The organism is Acidianus ambivalens (genome assembly GCF_009729015.1).
In the GTDB taxonomy this organism is placed as follows: domain Archaea; phylum Thermoproteota; class Thermoprotei_A; order Sulfolobales; family Sulfolobaceae; genus Acidianus; species Acidianus ambivalens.
In genome coordinates, this window is sequence record NZ_CP045482.1 from 89174 (window position 1) to 102428 (window position 13255).

The 13255-nt window shown below is 34.3% G+C and carries 19 protein-coding genes; 14 read left to right on the plus strand and 5 right to left on the minus strand.

What is annotated here, in order from left to right:
- Nucleotides 1-11 precede the first annotated feature (11 nt).
- Nucleotides 12-503, plus strand: coding sequence for a cell division protein CdvB3 (gene cdvB3, locus D1866_RS00515; RefSeq protein ID WP_152940629.1), 492 nt, complete (start codon nucleotides 12-14; stop codon nucleotides 501-503).
- 16 nt (nucleotides 504-519) lie between these two features.
- The gene (locus tag D1866_RS00520) at nucleotides 520-1527 is read left to right on the plus strand and encodes a phosphate uptake regulator PhoU (protein ID WP_152940631.1); all 1008 of its coding nucleotides are present in this window, start codon (nucleotides 520-522) and stop codon (nucleotides 1525-1527) included.
- Here the strand turns inward: D1866_RS00520 and D1866_RS13170 are convergent.
- The 3 genes from D1866_RS13170 to pyrE are packed head-to-tail and all read right to left on the minus strand — an operon-like array spanning nucleotide 1505 to nucleotide 3375.
- Complete coding sequence (locus D1866_RS13170) at nucleotides 1505-2173, minus strand: hypothetical protein (RefSeq protein ID WP_152940633.1); 669 nt, start codon at nucleotides 2171-2173, stop codon at nucleotides 1505-1507. The genes D1866_RS00520 and D1866_RS13170 overlap by 23 nt on opposite strands.
- The gene (locus D1866_RS00530) at nucleotides 2148-2807 is read right to left on the minus strand and encodes an orotidine 5'-phosphate decarboxylase / HUMPS family protein (protein WP_152940635.1); all 660 of its coding nucleotides are present in this window, start codon (nucleotides 2805-2807) and stop codon (nucleotides 2148-2150) included. Before D1866_RS00530 ends, D1866_RS13170 begins: the two co-directional genes overlap by 26 nt.
- Nucleotides 2794-3375, minus strand: a complete 582-nt coding sequence (gene pyrE / locus D1866_RS00535; protein WP_152940637.1) for an orotate phosphoribosyltransferase — start codon at nucleotides 3373-3375, stop codon at nucleotides 2794-2796. Before pyrE ends, D1866_RS00530 begins: the two co-directional genes overlap by 14 nt.
- Before the next feature lie 62 nt (nucleotides 3376-3437).
- Between pyrE and pyrB the strand changes: the two genes are divergently transcribed.
- The 12 genes from pyrB (at nucleotide 3438) to D1866_RS00595 (ending at nucleotide 11440) form a co-directional block, all read left to right on the plus strand.
- Nucleotides 3438-4337 (plus strand): aspartate carbamoyltransferase, encoded by a 900-nt coding sequence (pyrB, locus tag D1866_RS00540; RefSeq protein ID WP_152940639.1) that lies wholly within the window; start codon nucleotides 3438-3440, stop codon nucleotides 4335-4337.
- Complete coding sequence (gene pyrI, locus D1866_RS00545) at nucleotides 4337-4804, plus strand: aspartate carbamoyltransferase regulatory subunit (RefSeq protein WP_152940641.1); 468 nt, start codon at nucleotides 4337-4339, stop codon at nucleotides 4802-4804. The genes pyrB and pyrI overlap by 1 nt, the downstream gene beginning before the upstream one ends.
- On the plus strand, nucleotides 4801-5385 hold the full coding sequence (locus D1866_RS00550; protein WP_152940643.1) for a ferredoxin reductase domain-containing protein: 585 nt from the start codon (nucleotides 4801-4803) through the stop codon (nucleotides 5383-5385). The genes pyrI and D1866_RS00550 overlap by 4 nt, the downstream gene beginning before the upstream one ends.
- Nucleotides 5375-6529 (plus strand): dihydroorotase, encoded by a 1155-nt coding sequence (gene pyrC / locus D1866_RS00555; RefSeq protein WP_152940645.1) that lies wholly within the window; start codon nucleotides 5375-5377, stop codon nucleotides 6527-6529. The genes D1866_RS00550 and pyrC overlap by 11 nt, the downstream gene beginning before the upstream one ends.
- Nucleotides 6516-7388, plus strand: a complete 873-nt coding sequence (pyrD, locus tag D1866_RS00560; protein ID WP_152940647.1) for a dihydroorotate dehydrogenase PyrD — start codon at nucleotides 6516-6518, stop codon at nucleotides 7386-7388. The genes pyrC and pyrD overlap by 14 nt, the downstream gene beginning before the upstream one ends.
- The gene (locus D1866_RS00565) at nucleotides 7385-7684 is read left to right on the plus strand and encodes a hypothetical protein (protein WP_152940649.1); all 300 of its coding nucleotides are present in this window, start codon (nucleotides 7385-7387) and stop codon (nucleotides 7682-7684) included. Before pyrD ends, D1866_RS00565 begins: the two co-directional genes overlap by 4 nt.
- Nucleotides 7656-7970, plus strand: coding sequence for a hypothetical protein (locus tag D1866_RS00570; protein WP_152940651.1), 315 nt, complete (start codon nucleotides 7656-7658; stop codon nucleotides 7968-7970). The genes D1866_RS00565 and D1866_RS00570 overlap by 29 nt, the downstream gene beginning before the upstream one ends.
- On the plus strand, nucleotides 7970-8578 hold the full coding sequence (locus D1866_RS00575) for a MarC family protein (RefSeq protein ID WP_420809240.1): 609 nt from the start codon (nucleotides 7970-7972) through the stop codon (nucleotides 8576-8578). The genes D1866_RS00570 and D1866_RS00575 overlap by 1 nt, the downstream gene beginning before the upstream one ends.
- Before the next feature lie 58 nt (nucleotides 8579-8636).
- Nucleotides 8637-9107 (plus strand): Lrp/AsnC family transcriptional regulator, encoded by a 471-nt coding sequence (locus D1866_RS00580; protein WP_013775937.1) that lies wholly within the window; start codon nucleotides 8637-8639, stop codon nucleotides 9105-9107.
- A 10-nt stretch (nucleotides 9108-9117) separates the two neighbouring features.
- On the plus strand, nucleotides 9118-9477 hold the full coding sequence (locus D1866_RS00585) for an RPA12/RPB9/RPC11 RNA polymerase family protein (RefSeq protein WP_152940656.1): 360 nt from the start codon (nucleotides 9118-9120) through the stop codon (nucleotides 9475-9477).
- 92 nt (nucleotides 9478-9569) lie between these two features.
- On the plus strand, nucleotides 9570-9920 hold the full coding sequence (locus tag D1866_RS00590; protein ID WP_152940658.1) for a hypothetical protein: 351 nt from the start codon (nucleotides 9570-9572) through the stop codon (nucleotides 9918-9920).
- An 8-nt stretch (nucleotides 9921-9928) separates the two neighbouring features.
- On the plus strand, nucleotides 9929-11440 hold the full coding sequence (locus D1866_RS00595) for a B12-binding domain-containing radical SAM protein (RefSeq protein ID WP_196773448.1): 1512 nt from the start codon (nucleotides 9929-9931) through the stop codon (nucleotides 11438-11440).
- Between the two features lie 10 nt (nucleotides 11441-11450).
- On the opposite strand, the gene serS is transcribed toward D1866_RS00595, so the two are convergent.
- Both serS and D1866_RS00605 read right to left on the minus strand, forming a co-directional pair.
- A complete protein-coding gene (gene serS, locus D1866_RS00600; RefSeq protein WP_152940660.1) occupies nucleotides 11451-12818 on the minus strand; it encodes a serine--tRNA ligase in 1368 nt (455 codons plus the stop codon).
- Nucleotides 12819-12842: 24 nt separating this feature from the next.
- Nucleotides 12843-13229, minus strand: coding sequence for a metal-sulfur cluster assembly factor (locus D1866_RS00605; RefSeq protein WP_152940662.1), 387 nt, complete (start codon nucleotides 13227-13229; stop codon nucleotides 12843-12845).
- Between the last annotated feature and the right edge of the window lie 26 nt (nucleotides 13230-13255).

The following is a 13255-nucleotide window of genomic DNA, read 5'->3' on the forward strand; positions in this document are numbered from 1 at the left end:
ATATGTCAGTTATGAAAAAGAAGAGGGACATTGCTGATGTTCTTACTGATATTAGAATAGCTAGGAACAGGCTTAGAATTATGAAAACAAAGATTGAAGGAAGGCTAACTCAGCAAGAAAGTTTATCTCGCTCCGCTGTTCTAACTAAAGAATACATAAAAGAAGCAGAACAACTTAAAAAGATTTCAGAATTTCTTGACACTTTAGATATTATACTAGAACTTATAGAGATAAAAGTTGAAACCATAATCTATATAGGCTATATAGTTAACGATGCACCTGCAGTACTTGAGGCTTTAAGAGAACTAAAGAAAAATGGAGAGTTCTTAAGCCCAGAACTTTCGGCGTTAGTTGATGATATATATAATGGTTTTTATAGTGCTATAAACGTTCCTAGCGAGATAAAAATAAGTGCTTCTAAAGAGGCAAAAAAAGTTTTAGACGAGGCAAAAACTATAGCGAAATATAGAGAGAGTGGAAAAAATATAGATATAAATACTTGAGCTATATACTTATCATATGCCAAGTAGTATAACTAGGAAGATTCAGCTTACCGGTGGATCTACGTATATAATTTCTTTGCCAAAAAGTTGGGTTAAGCAACTCTCATTGAATCCTGGAGACGAAATTGAGATTTTCCAAGATAATAACTTAAGGCTAATTTTATCCCCTAAGGCTAGAGAAGGAGAGAATAGAGTAACTAAGGCAACAATAAGCTGTGAAAATGCTACTCCATCATTTGCTGTAAGGGAGTTTATAGCATATTATATGGCAGGATACGATACCGTGTCCTTCGTCTGTAGTAGGCTTAAGGCAGAAGATAGGACAATAATAAAGGACATGATTAGAAAAAGGCTTCTAGGTTCTGAAGTTATAGAAGAAGACTCTAACGCAATTACGGTGCAATTCTTAGTTAATGAGAAAGATTTACCAATATCAAAAGCAATTACTAGAGCGGCATCGATTGCACAGAACATGGTCAAAGATTCTATAGAAGCACTAAAGAACAAGGACGAAGAAATAGCTAAAGAAATCCTTGAAAGAGACGATGAAGTAGATAGGTTCTATTTTTACGTTTCCAGGCAATTAACATTGAGCGTTTCATCATTTGAAATTTTAGAGGATGAAGGATACAATATTACACAACTAGTCGATATTCATTCTGCAATAAAGTCAATAGAAAGGATAGCAGATCATGCAAGCAGAATTGCCAGCTTAATACCTGAAGTTAAAGACACTGATGCATCAAAGCCAGTAGAACTAGGGGAAAAAGCTTTAGAGCTTTTTAAAGATGCTTTTGAATCATTTATAAATGAAAGAAGAGATATAGCAAATAAGATAATAGAAAGGGATGTTGAGCTCGCTAACTTACACAAGCAAATTTCCTCTGAAATACTTAATAGCGATATAAAGCATAAATCAGCTCTTCTCTTAGTATCAGATTCATTTAGAAGAATAAGTAGGTATTCTATAGATTTGGCTGAAACTACCATTAACATTATAGCTAAGAAAACAACGGGGTTCTAAATATCACATTCTCGGAATTAAAGGAAGTGTATCCATCTTTCAATTCTTCAAAAGTTTTTGCCTTCTTAACTTTCTTTTGGAGTTTTCTTAACTCTTGCTGATCTTCAGGAGTGTAATGCCCTTTCCTTAAAAAGTAAGAGATGCACTCATTATTCATTACTGCTATGACCACGTACCCCTTTACAAATAAGGAATCTGCAGTTTCTATATCTGGTGCAGAAAATATACAAATACCCGGATGAGTATGAACCGATGCAATACCGCTCGGCATAGGCATCGTTACTTTATCTATATCTCCTTCAAATATGACATATTCACCGGATTTCAAAATAAAATTTATATATTCTATTTGTGTCCTCATTGTCACGTCAGCATAATTAGCCATAACTTTAATCAGAAATTCCATGTACAGCTCCTTAATCTTCTCATATAATTGCCTATAATCGTAAGGTGCATTTCCTTCTTTAATTAAGTCGTATTCGCTCAGTTCTTCAGTCTTTTTCTTAACATAAACGAAATTAAAATCAGTAGTTGGAGGATAGCCAAGTATATCATGCGCGTCTTCAGCAATTGTTAGTAATTCATAAAGTTTTGACATTCTTAGTGAAATTTCGTTTTTACTAAGTACTTGTCTTTTTACACTCATTAATTTTCTCCTCTTGAATCTTAATTATCTCTTTTACCTTATTTTCTGGGTCAGAGGAAGTATATATTGTTCTTCCAATTATTTCATAATCTGCACCGTTACATAAAGCATCTCCTATCTTACCGCCCTGAGCACCAACTCCAGGGGAAATGATTATTTTATTTGGGAAATCATCTCTTACAATTCTAAGTACATTGGGTTTTGTAGCTGGAGCTACAATGCCGTAAGGGTTTAAGCTCTTTATTACTGTCTTTATATAAGGGTAAAACTCGTCATTCCAACCTTTATGACTCATTGATGCTAACAGATACAGTTTCTTTCCTTCATTATCTAGAAAGTTCTTAAGTTCTCCCAACGCACCATCTATTCCTATAAAGGAATGCGCTATAAAGGAATTTGCAAAATCCAACTGTTTTACTATATTTATCATCGTATTATCTATATCCGCCAATTTTAAATCCATAATTATTTCGTCGACCTCTAGCTTTCTTAATATTTCTTTAACTCCTTCTATGCCTTTTCTTAATAGTAAAGGGTAGCCAATTTTTATTCCGTGAAAATAGCCACTTATTTTTAATAAAACATGCTGAGGTATTTCCTCATCCATTGAAAAAATTATTCTACCCTTCAACATTCTTCACCAAGTATTCCTCAATCATTTTCCTCTCATTATCGTTAAGCTTAGGCAATATGGATTTCAATATATCATGAATAGAATATAAATAATGGAGAGTAATACCCATTTTCTCTAACCTCTCTTTTGCACCTTCCTTTCTATCTACTATAACAAGTGCATGAGATACTTTACCACCATTTCTAATTATTTCCTCAGCAGATCTCTCTATAGAGCCTCCAGTAGTAGCTACATCATCAACTATAACTATCTCCTTATCTTTAACATCAGCCTCAAGTAATTTATCTGTTCCATAGCCTTTCTTTTCAAGCCTTACGTAACCCATCGGTTTACCTAATTTACAAGCAACAAAAGACGCTAAAGGAATACCTCCTGTTGCAATACCGATTATCATGTCAAATTTTATATTCCTTAATTCCTCAATTGCCTTATCAACTACTGTAAAAAATTCTGGATAATTAGGTAACCTCCTTAAATCTAAATAGTAAGGACTAGTTTTGCCAGAAGTTAAGATAAAATTTCCTATTAATAACAATTTTCTCTGTAGCAAACTTTCCGCGAAATCCATCCTAGGTATAATGGAAAAAGAGTTTAAATACAATTTTCGCATATGAAGATTAAGGGCATTATTTGAGGGATATAATTTCATCCTTGGATTTTTCTAAAGAAGATTTTCTTACAATATTTTCGCTTGCAGATGAAATTGAAAAAGGTAAAAGATTAAAATTACAAGAAGAGAAAGTAGTCGCAACGGCCTTTTTCGAGCCAAGTACTAGAACACACTTAAGCTTTACTACTGCTGCACTAAGGCTAGGAGCAAAAACTATAGGCTTTTCGTCAACAGAAGGTATTTCAGAGGCTAAAGGAGAAAATTTTGCAGATACTATTAGAATGCTTGAAAATTACTCTGATTGTATAATAATAAGACACAAATTCGATGGAGCAGCAAAGTTTGCTTCAGAAATAAGCAATAAGCCAATAATAAATGCTGGAGACGGAAAACACGAACATCCCACTCAAACGCTTATAGATATTTATACAGTGTATAAATCGTTTGGCAGTCCAGATAATTTGACTTATGGAATTCTAGGCGATTTAAAATATGCAAGAACTGTTAATAGCTTACTCAGAGGTTTAACAAGATTTATGCCGAGGTTTGTTTACTTAATTTCGCCAGAACCTTTAAAGGCTAGAAAAGAAATCCTTTCAGAACTTAATTACCCTTACAAGGAAATAGACTCACCTTCTGAGGTAATCTCAGAAATTGACGTACTTTACGTAACAAGAATACAGAAAGAAAGATTTCCAGACGAAATGGAATATGAGAAAGTTAAGGAAAGCTACACTGTGGATGAAAATTTAGTCAACCAAATGAAAAAAGACTCAATAATTCTTCATCCCTTGCCCAGAGTAAATGAGATTGACAGAAGAATTGATAGTAAACCTCAAGCTAAGTATTTTTACCAAGCCTCCTTAGGAGTTCCAATAAGGATGTCATTACTTTATAAAATTTTGAGCGGTGAATGGTAATGAAAAATGGATTAATAGTAAGTAAAATAAAAAATGGCACGGTAATAGATCATATCCCCGCAGGGAGAGCTCTAGCTGTACTTAATATTCTAGGAATAAAAGGCAATGAAGGAAATAGAGTTGCACTAGTAATGAACGTTGAAAGTAGTAAAATGGGTAAAAAAGATATTGTAAAGATAGAGGAAAGGGAATTAAACCAAAGAGAGGTTGAATTAATTGCATTAATAGCTCCATCTGCTACTATTAACATCATAAGAAATTATGAAGTTGCAGAAAAAAGAAAATTGAACTTACCAGAAAAAATAGAAGGAATATTAAAATGTCCTAATCCTGCCTGCATTACTAATAATGACGTGGAGGCAAGGTCTAGGTTTATCGTAATTAGTAAATCACCCTTAGTTTTAAAATGCGACTATTGTGAAACCACATTAACTGAGGATGAAGTGCTGAGGCAAATCTTGCTATGATTTACGGAAAAATTTTACAAATAAAGGAAAAAAAGACAATTTTTGAAGTTTCTATAGAGGCGCATTTTAATCCTTTGCCAGGACAATACGTTTCTCTTGTATTCCCATCAGAAAATGAGATACCTTTAGGCATAGGAGATTATTACGACGGCGTACTTACGCTTTTTATAGAATCCGAAAAAATCGTTAACAAAATTCGTAATAAAAAGTTCGTCATATTAAAAGGTCCTTTAGGGAAAAGAATAGACCTAGGAAGAAGAATCTTGGGCATAGCTGAAGGAAATTTATATTACGATATACTCTTCCCTTTAAGGCAGGCAAAGAGGCAAGGAAAAGAAGTAAAGGTGCTTTGCAAGGATTGTGAAAGCGAGTTTGAAGAACCTTCAAGGGATGAGGATTTTGATATGATTTTAGCCTCAGTAGATTATAATGAAATAAAATACTTACCTCCTGAAGCTTACGTTTACGTCAGATGGGTAAAGATGAACTGTAATATGGGTGTATGCGGAGTTTGTAGCATTAACGGGCATTTACCTTGTATTGAAGGACCATTTATAAAGGTGAAAGACCTTGTGGATTAGGGGTAAAATTTTCCTCAATAATGAGGTAATTGATGGTTGTGTAAACTTTGATAGAAAAATTAAGGAAATTAGAAAGGATTGCAGACCGGACATTGACATTCCACAAGGAAAAATAATATTTCCAGGGTCGATAGACATGCACGTTCATGTTAGGGGAATGAATCTATCGTATAAGGAAGATGTAAGAACTGCAACCTCAGAAGCTGCCTACGGCGGTGTAACTGTTGTAGTAGATATGCCAAATACTGTTCCTTACATAAACACTGCAGAAAGGGTACAAGAAAGACTCAGAGAATTTGCCAATTTTTCCAGAACAGATTATGGAATTTATTCTGGAGTAACATCTGACGAAAGAGTTGATAAATTACCCATTGCAGGCTATAAGGTTTTCCCAGAAGATCTAGAAAAACCCGAATTACAGTTTGTTCTATCATCTAAAAGGCTAAAGATCTTGCATCCAGAATTACCATTATCTGTCAAACAATTTAGAAATTTAAGAGAAATATGGCAAGAAATTGCATCAATCAGCCTAGTCTCAGGAAGATTTCATATAACTCACATAACAAATTATGAAGACTTAATTAAGGCTAAAGAATTAGGTTTTACAACAGACTTCACTCCTCACCACTTGCTTCTTGAAGAAATAAAGGGAGACTGTCTTACTAAAGTTAATCCACCCATCAGAGATCTTACAGAACGTAGAAAATTATTAAGAGCATTATTTGAGGCAGACGCAGTGGCCAGCGATCATGCACCGCATACTTTACAAGAGAAAATGCAACCTTACGAATTATGCCCTCCAGGAATTGCAGCAGTTTCTTTTACTACGCCGTTTATTTATTCGTTAGTAAAGAAGGGAGTATTATCTCTCAGTAGGGCTGTAGATTTAGTATCTAAGAATCCAGCTAAAATACTTGGAATTAACGCTGGAGAAATAAAAGAAGGTAACGTGGCAGACTTTACAGTAATAGACTTCGAGAAAGATTGGAGGTATCATACTCAATATTCAAAAGTTGTGGAAACACCATTTGATGAGTATTCCCTAGACGTGTCAATCTACATGACCATAGTTGAAGGAAAAGTAGCTTATGATGGCTATGAAGTTTACCCAATAAGGGGGATGAATTTATTTGAGAATAGCTAACCTTGATTTTAAAGATCCATTAATTATAGCCTCTGGCATTATTCCTGACATTCCAGAAGTAATGATGAGAATATGCGAAAATTATGAACCGAGTGCAATAACAACAAAGACTTTAACTTTAACACCTTTAGAGCCTCATAAACCTCCTACTGTAATAAAATTCCATGATGGTTGCTATATGAATGCTATAGGTTTAGGAAATCCCGGAATAGGAATAGTAGAAAAAATTAATCTCAAAAAATGTAGGCTATTCGTAAGTATAGGAGGAAATGATGTGAAACAAATAGTAAATTCTGCAGAAATTGCGGAGAATAAAGCAGATATTATCGAGATTAACGCAAGCAGTCCAAACAGAAAAGGATATGGAGAGTCAATTTCTTCAATAGTTCATGAAATTGTAAAGGAAGTAAAGTCTCACGTTAAAAAACCGGTTTTCGTTAAGATTGGGCCTTGGGATAATGCTTTGGAAATTGCGGGAAAAGCTTTAGAAGCAGGTGCAGATGGACTAACTGCAATAAATACACTAAAAGGGTTAATGATTGATACCGAGGAATTTAAGCCGGTTTTATCTTACGGCACTGGAGGAATTTCTGGTAAATGCATTTATCCTCTTGCCTTAAGAATAATCAGAGATTTATATAGAGAATATGAACCAGACATTATAGGAATTGGAGGAGTATTTTCATTTAGGGAAGTTTTAGGCATGTTAAGCGTTGGGGCTAAACTTGTTGGTTTGGGTAGTGTAATATTGGATAAGGGCTTTGATGTAATAGGAGAAATCAGAAAGGGCTTAATGAACTATCTAAATGAAAAGGGATTAAAACTTGAAGATATATTTGCTATTGCAGTGAAAAAATGAGAGCTGTAATGAAAGGTAGAGATTTAGAAGGTTTAGCGTTTTTAGGCAAGGTTGAGTCAGTAAACGTGGAATTTTGTGATGATAAAAAAACTCTAGCTAAGGTTGTAGTAAAAACTACTGACGGAGATGAAGTGGAATCGGAATGCATACCAGTAAGAGCAGCAGGTAAAATATCTATTGTAATAAAGCATTATTTAAGAATGGGAATAGGAAAATATATTATAACTAATGAAAAGTCTGTAGGAAATGTGGATACGGAGGGAGAAGATGAAACTGAGGATAGACAAACTTCCTAAAACTGATGAAGATTTAGAGGAAATTCAACAAGAAATAGAGTCAGAACATCATCACCATCATCATGAGGAAGAAGGCCAGAGTATTGAAGAAGTATTAGGAGAACTTTACGTTAGACTGCAGAGTTTAGAAAGTAAATCAAAAGAGTTAGAAGATTCTTCAGAAGCATGCAAGGAAGAAATTTCAAGGATTTATAAAATTTTAGGAAAAATGTTAATAGCATTGACTACTAAAGATGAAAATGAAAAGATTAAAAATCTCAAAGATATTTTAAGCACACTTGAATAATTATGGAACTATATCAAACAGTAATAATTGCAATAAAACTTTTTGCAATAATGGATCCTTTTTCAATTATTCCATATCTTTTAGCAATATTTGAAGAATACTCACAAAGCTCCGATACTAAGGTTAGCTGGAATTACTTAATAAATAAAGTAGAGCTTGCTGTTATCATACTTCTAGTATTTTTTTCACTAATAGGGAAGGCTTTTTTAGATTTCTTAGGGCTAACTCCAGCTTCTCTAGAAATAGGTGGTGGAATAATTTTAGTTTACTTGGGTATCGATACCATGGGTGGCTTTCAGCAATTAAAATTCCTAGGCAGAAGTATAGTAGAAGCAGCAGTAACTCCAATTGCTACACCATTAATAGTAGGACCAGGAACAATGGCAGCACTTGTTACCTTATCAGTTTCTTTTCCAGTATATTACCTCTTAATAGGAAGTTTAATAGCAGCAGGTATAACTTACGTAGTATTAAGATTTGGTCCTTTACTTGTAAAGATTCTTGGAAGAACCGGTACAGTAGCTGCAGGAAGATTTACCGCAATTATTATTGCAGCCTTTGGAGTTCAGCTAATTTTACAAGGTATATCTCAGATTAACTTGGTGTGAAGATTCCTATTCAAAATGAAAATTTTTTAATCCGAGTTACGATTGCTTTATGAAGTGTATGTCTGATAGTGTAAAAAAGAAAGTGGATATGGATACAATTGATAGAAGATTATTAATAGAATTATTAAGGGATGCAAGAAGTAGTTTGAGAAGACTTTCAGAAGAGATGAACGTATCACCTGCAACTTTACATAATAGATTAACCAGATTAGTACAAGAAGGTATAATAAAAGGTTTCACTGCATTAATAGATTATTCTAAGCTAGGTTACACACTATCTGCAGTAATCATGGCAAAAGTTGATGGAAAGCACCTCGTTGAATTTGAGAGAGAAGTTGCAAATGCTGACAATGTGGTGGCAGTTTATGATGTTGTAGGAGAATATGACGTAGTATTAATAGCTAAATTTAGGAGTGTAGAAGACCTTGATGCATTTTTAAAACAGTTACTCAAAAATCCCAAAGTAGAAAGAACTTATACAAGTATAGTGTTGAATGTTGTTAAAGAAGATCCTAGAGTAAAAATTTAGACTTTTTCATATGCAAAAGCCTTATATACTATATGACGTCCTCATATATCTATATGGTGTCTTAAATATGCAGTTCTGTCCTAAATGTGGAGGAGTAATGGTACCAGTAAAGAAAGACGGCAAGGAAGTGCTAAAGTGCAAAAAATGTGGCTATGAAAAAGAAATGAGTATAAAGGATAAAAAAGCTTACGAAATTAAAGAAACTGCAAAGAATAACAAGGTACTTACTACATCAATAGTTAGCGAAAAAGAAGGCAGAAAGAGAGACGAAGAAGAATGGGAGCAAGAAAGAGAAGAGTACTACAAAGAAATAGGATTAGAACTATTGAGGGATGAGTTTGAGGGCTCTGAAGAAAACGATGAAGATTAACTGAATTAATTTCATATTTATTTTTGTTATTTCGTTGACAACTTCTTTAACACCGTAAACATTTTAATTAAATCCCCTACATTTTATAAAGTATGAAAATCTCTGAAGTTCCTAACCTATATCTTCTTGATTTAGAAAATATGCAAATTATTATAGAAGAACTAAAAACCGAAAAAGGAGAAAAAATTTATTCCATTTATCAAAATAGAAAATATAACATAAATGAAGAAAAAGAATGGACTCCAGACGTAGATAAGGCTAAAAAAATAAAAGAAGAAGAACTTCCAGTAGAAGTAGCGAAATATTTAAATAAATTAGGCATCTATGTGAAAGTTCCTAAAGTAGTTGAAAAGAAAGAACAGCAGAAAGTAGAAACTAAAGAAGAGAAAAGACAAGAAGAAGAGACTAAAAAGAAGGAAGAACAAAAACAACAACAGCAATAGGTGACTAAATGCCTAATTACGATTTCATAATTACCACAGACCGTTGCTTAATGACTAACCATCATCATAAGGAATTCATAGGCTTCTTAGGTACTGGGCCTGCGATAGGAATTCCAGAAAAAGTCTGGAAATGGTTAGCCTGCCCAAAGGTTAAAGTTGATGAATATGGAAGGCCTATAGAAGCCCCTTATGGGATGAGGAAAATTGAGGCTAAGTTAATAGATGAAGGTTTTAATGCAGCAATTATAGACCCAGATTACATTGGAAAATACACACCAACAGCAAAGGCTTTACTCTTCTCTCACCACGATTATTTTGCGTTTGGGCCTCCATCTTCAACCTGGTGGGGAATAACTAAAAAGGAACCAGTAAATTACAAGAGCTTTCAAGAACTGATTAACAGACCAGAAATTGCTGAAGGAAAAAAACATGGAATGAAAATACTCGTTGGTGGTCCTTCTACTTGGCAGTGGTTATGGAGAGAAGATATGATAGAAAAGCTTGGGGTTGATACTTTAGTTGATGGAGAAGGAGAGAAAGTCATTGTAAAATTGGCCCAAATGATACTTGATGGAGAAGAACTACCAAAGTACATATATGTTAGCGGAGATGATGTTCCATCCATCGAAGATATTCCAGATATTAAAGGCGGAAGCGTCAACGGATTAATAGAAATAATGAGAGGATGCCCAAGATCTTGTAGATTCTGTTCTGTAACATTAAGACCAACTCGTTACTATCCTTTAGATAAAATAGAAAGGGAATTGCAAGTTAACGTTAAAGCTGGAATAAAACATGGCTTAATCCACAGTGACGATGTACTATTTTACGGAGCAGTAGGAATATTACCAAAACCAGAACCACTAATAAAGTTACATCAGCTAGTTAAAAAGTATTATAAAACTATTGCCTGGAGCCATGCCAGTCTTGCAGCAATTAGATATTCTGAAGAAAAATATGGCCTTGTTTCAAAGTTGATGGAAATAGTTTATCAAGATGGAAATCAGAATTATTTAGGCGTAGAAGTAGGAATTGAAACTGGATCAGTTAGATTAGCAAAAGAGATAATGCCTGCAAAATCCGCACCGTATAAGCCAGAAAGTTACCCAGAAACCGTTGAGGAAGCTTTCAAAATAATGCATGAAAATCATATAATACCCGCAGGTACAATGATTGTAGGCTTACCAGAAGAGACTGAAGATGACGTGTATAGAACAATAGAGCTTGTGGATAATCTAAGACCTTATAGAAGCATACTAGTCCCAATGTTCTTTGTGCCAATGGGATATTTTAAGAATAAAGATTGGTTCACCAGAGTAAAACTAAACGATGCGCACATAGAACTTTATAAGAAAGTGTTCTGGCACGATGTATACTGGGCTGAGGATATAATAAACAAGTTCTACATGAAAGGACCTTTATACTATCCTGTAAAACTTACACTAAAGTTATTCTTAGCAATAGCTAAGAGAAAGATGAAACAAGTAGAAGCGATGCTAGAGTCTAAATTGAGGCAATGAAAAACTTCTATCACTTTTTCTTTCTTGGATAAATATAATCCTTTGGTGCAGCCTTAAAAGGCTCTAGGTATTTTCTTAGCACTTTAGGTATTTCTACAGTTCCATCTTCGTTCTGGAAATTCTCAAGAATAGCCGTGATTGTCCTAGTACTTGCTACCGCAGTACTATTGAGAGTATGAACATATCCTTTCTTATTATTCTTCCTATCAACATACCTGATTTTCATCCTAAAAGCCTGCCAATCGGTACAATTACTACAACTTACCATTTCTCTAAATTTTGCTTGAGCCGGCATCCAGGCTTCTAGGTCATATTTCTTTGCTGCACAGGCACCTAGATCTCCCGAAGCTATGTTAACTATCCTATAAGGAATACCTAATCCTTGAAAGATTTCTTCTGCATTGCTTAATAATTCTTGATGGTATTTCCAACTATCTTCAGGCAAAGAGAAAATGAACTGCTCGACTTTATGAAATTGATGAACCCTAAATATCCCTTTAAGATCTTTATTAGCAGCACCTGCCTCTCTCCTGAAAGCAGGACTAATTCCAACAAGTTTTATTGGCAATTCTTCCTTCTCAATGTCTTCCTTATAGTATAAGGCAGCTAACGGATGCTCTGCGGTAGCTATTAAGTATAAGTCGTCGTTCTCTATTTTATATATTGCATCTTTAAATGTGTCTAAATCAATTACTGCATGAATTACTTCTCCTCTAAGCATATAAGGTGGTAAAACTAGCCTATAACCTTTAGATGTCATTGTATCTATTGCGTAAAGTAAAAGTGCAAAATCTAACCAAACTAAATCGTCAAATAAATAATAAAATCTGGAGCCTGCTACTTGGGATGCTTTCTCAGTGTTCCCTAGTTTCAATACGTTCTCTAACATATCAGCATGACCTACAGGCTTCCAATTTATAATCTCATATTCTACTTGAGCGCCATTGAGTTGCTTCTTAAACTCCTCTAAATCCTTCTCATAAACTTTGAATTTGCCCCAGAATTTTATAGGAACATTATAAGTATCGTCTGGACCTACTGGAACGTCTGGACTTATTATATTAGGCAATGATCTTAAAATCTCATCCCTTTGCTCTTCAATTTCTTTTAGTTCTTTTTCCTTAGCCTCAAGTATCTGTAAAAGTTTTTTTGCCTCTTCTATTTTAGCCTTCCTTTCTTCTGGCTTTAGCTTAGGTATCTGAGAATTAATCTCATTATGCTGATGTCTAAGCTTCTCGACTTCTTGTAAAATGCTTCTCCATTTTTTATCCAATTCTACAGCTTTTAACGCTAAAGAAGCGTCCATGTTCCTTTTCTTTAGAGAATCTATTAGCTCATCTGGATTATTTCTAATGAGCTCAAGTAAACTCCAAGACATAATAGAAAACAAAATTTGGGGATTTTATGACTTCTGTTCTTGAGCCGGTAAGCCGTACGTTTGTACCCACATTTCTACTATATCATAACCATATAATTTCTTGAATTTTTCTCTACCTTCTGGCGTCATTCTTAATGGAGTCCACGGAGTCTCTAAATCTATATCAACATCTACTTTCTTAGCTGGAACAGTTTCCTTTATTACTTGTTCTACAGTATATACTAGATCATCAACAACTGGACAACCTGGAGCAGTTAAGCCTAACTTTATGTAAACATCTCCTTCATCAGAAATTTGCACATCATATATCAATCCTAAGTTTACTATATCTACTGGAATTTCCGGATCAAAAACTTGCGTTAAAGCTTCCATAATTTTTTGCTTCCATTCTTCCTTGTTAATTTGTGACATTTTTACCAGATATACCTTGTAGACAG

Bases quoted from the DNA above. Each gene is read 5' to 3' on its own strand.
- cdvB3 (WP_152940629.1), top strand. From the start codon at position 12: ATGAAAAAGAAGAGGGACATTGCTGATGTTCTTACTGATATTAGAATA.
- D1866_RS00520 (WP_152940631.1), top strand. From the start codon at position 520: ATGCCAAGTAGTATAACTAGGAAGATTCAGCTTACCGGTGGATCTACG.
- D1866_RS13170 (WP_152940633.1), bottom strand. From the start codon at position 2,173: ATGAGTGTAAAAAGACAAGTACTTAGTAAAAACGAAATTTCACTAAGA.
- D1866_RS00530 (WP_152940635.1), bottom strand. From the start codon at position 2,807: ATGTTGAAGGGTAGAATAATTTTTTCAATGGATGAGGAAATACCTCAG.
- pyrE (WP_152940637.1), bottom strand. From the start codon at position 3,375: ATGGATTTCGCGGAAAGTTTGCTACAGAGAAAATTGTTATTAATAGGA.
- pyrI (WP_152940641.1), top strand. From the start codon at position 4,337: ATGAAAAATGGATTAATAGTAAGTAAAATAAAAAATGGCACGGTAATA.
- D1866_RS00550 (WP_152940643.1), top strand. From the start codon at position 4,801: ATGATTTACGGAAAAATTTTACAAATAAAGGAAAAAAAGACAATTTTT.
- D1866_RS00565 (WP_152940649.1), top strand. From the start codon at position 7,385: ATGAGAGCTGTAATGAAAGGTAGAGATTTAGAAGGTTTAGCGTTTTTA.
- D1866_RS00570 (WP_152940651.1), top strand. From the start codon at position 7,656: ATGAAACTGAGGATAGACAAACTTCCTAAAACTGATGAAGATTTAGAG.
- D1866_RS00580 (WP_013775937.1), top strand. From the start codon at position 8,637: ATGTCTGATAGTGTAAAAAAGAAAGTGGATATGGATACAATTGATAGA.
- D1866_RS00585 (WP_152940656.1), top strand. From the start codon at position 9,118: ATGCAAAAGCCTTATATACTATATGACGTCCTCATATATCTATATGGT.
- D1866_RS00590 (WP_152940658.1), top strand. From the start codon at position 9,570: ATGAAAATCTCTGAAGTTCCTAACCTATATCTTCTTGATTTAGAAAAT.
- D1866_RS00595 (WP_196773448.1), top strand. From the start codon at position 9,929: ATGCCTAATTACGATTTCATAATTACCACAGACCGTTGCTTAATGACT.
- serS (WP_152940660.1), bottom strand. From the start codon at position 12,818: ATGTCTTGGAGTTTACTTGAGCTCATTAGAAATAATCCAGATGAGCTA.
- D1866_RS00605 (WP_152940662.1), bottom strand. From the start codon at position 13,229: ATGTCACAAATTAACAAGGAAGAATGGAAGCAAAAAATTATGGAAGCT.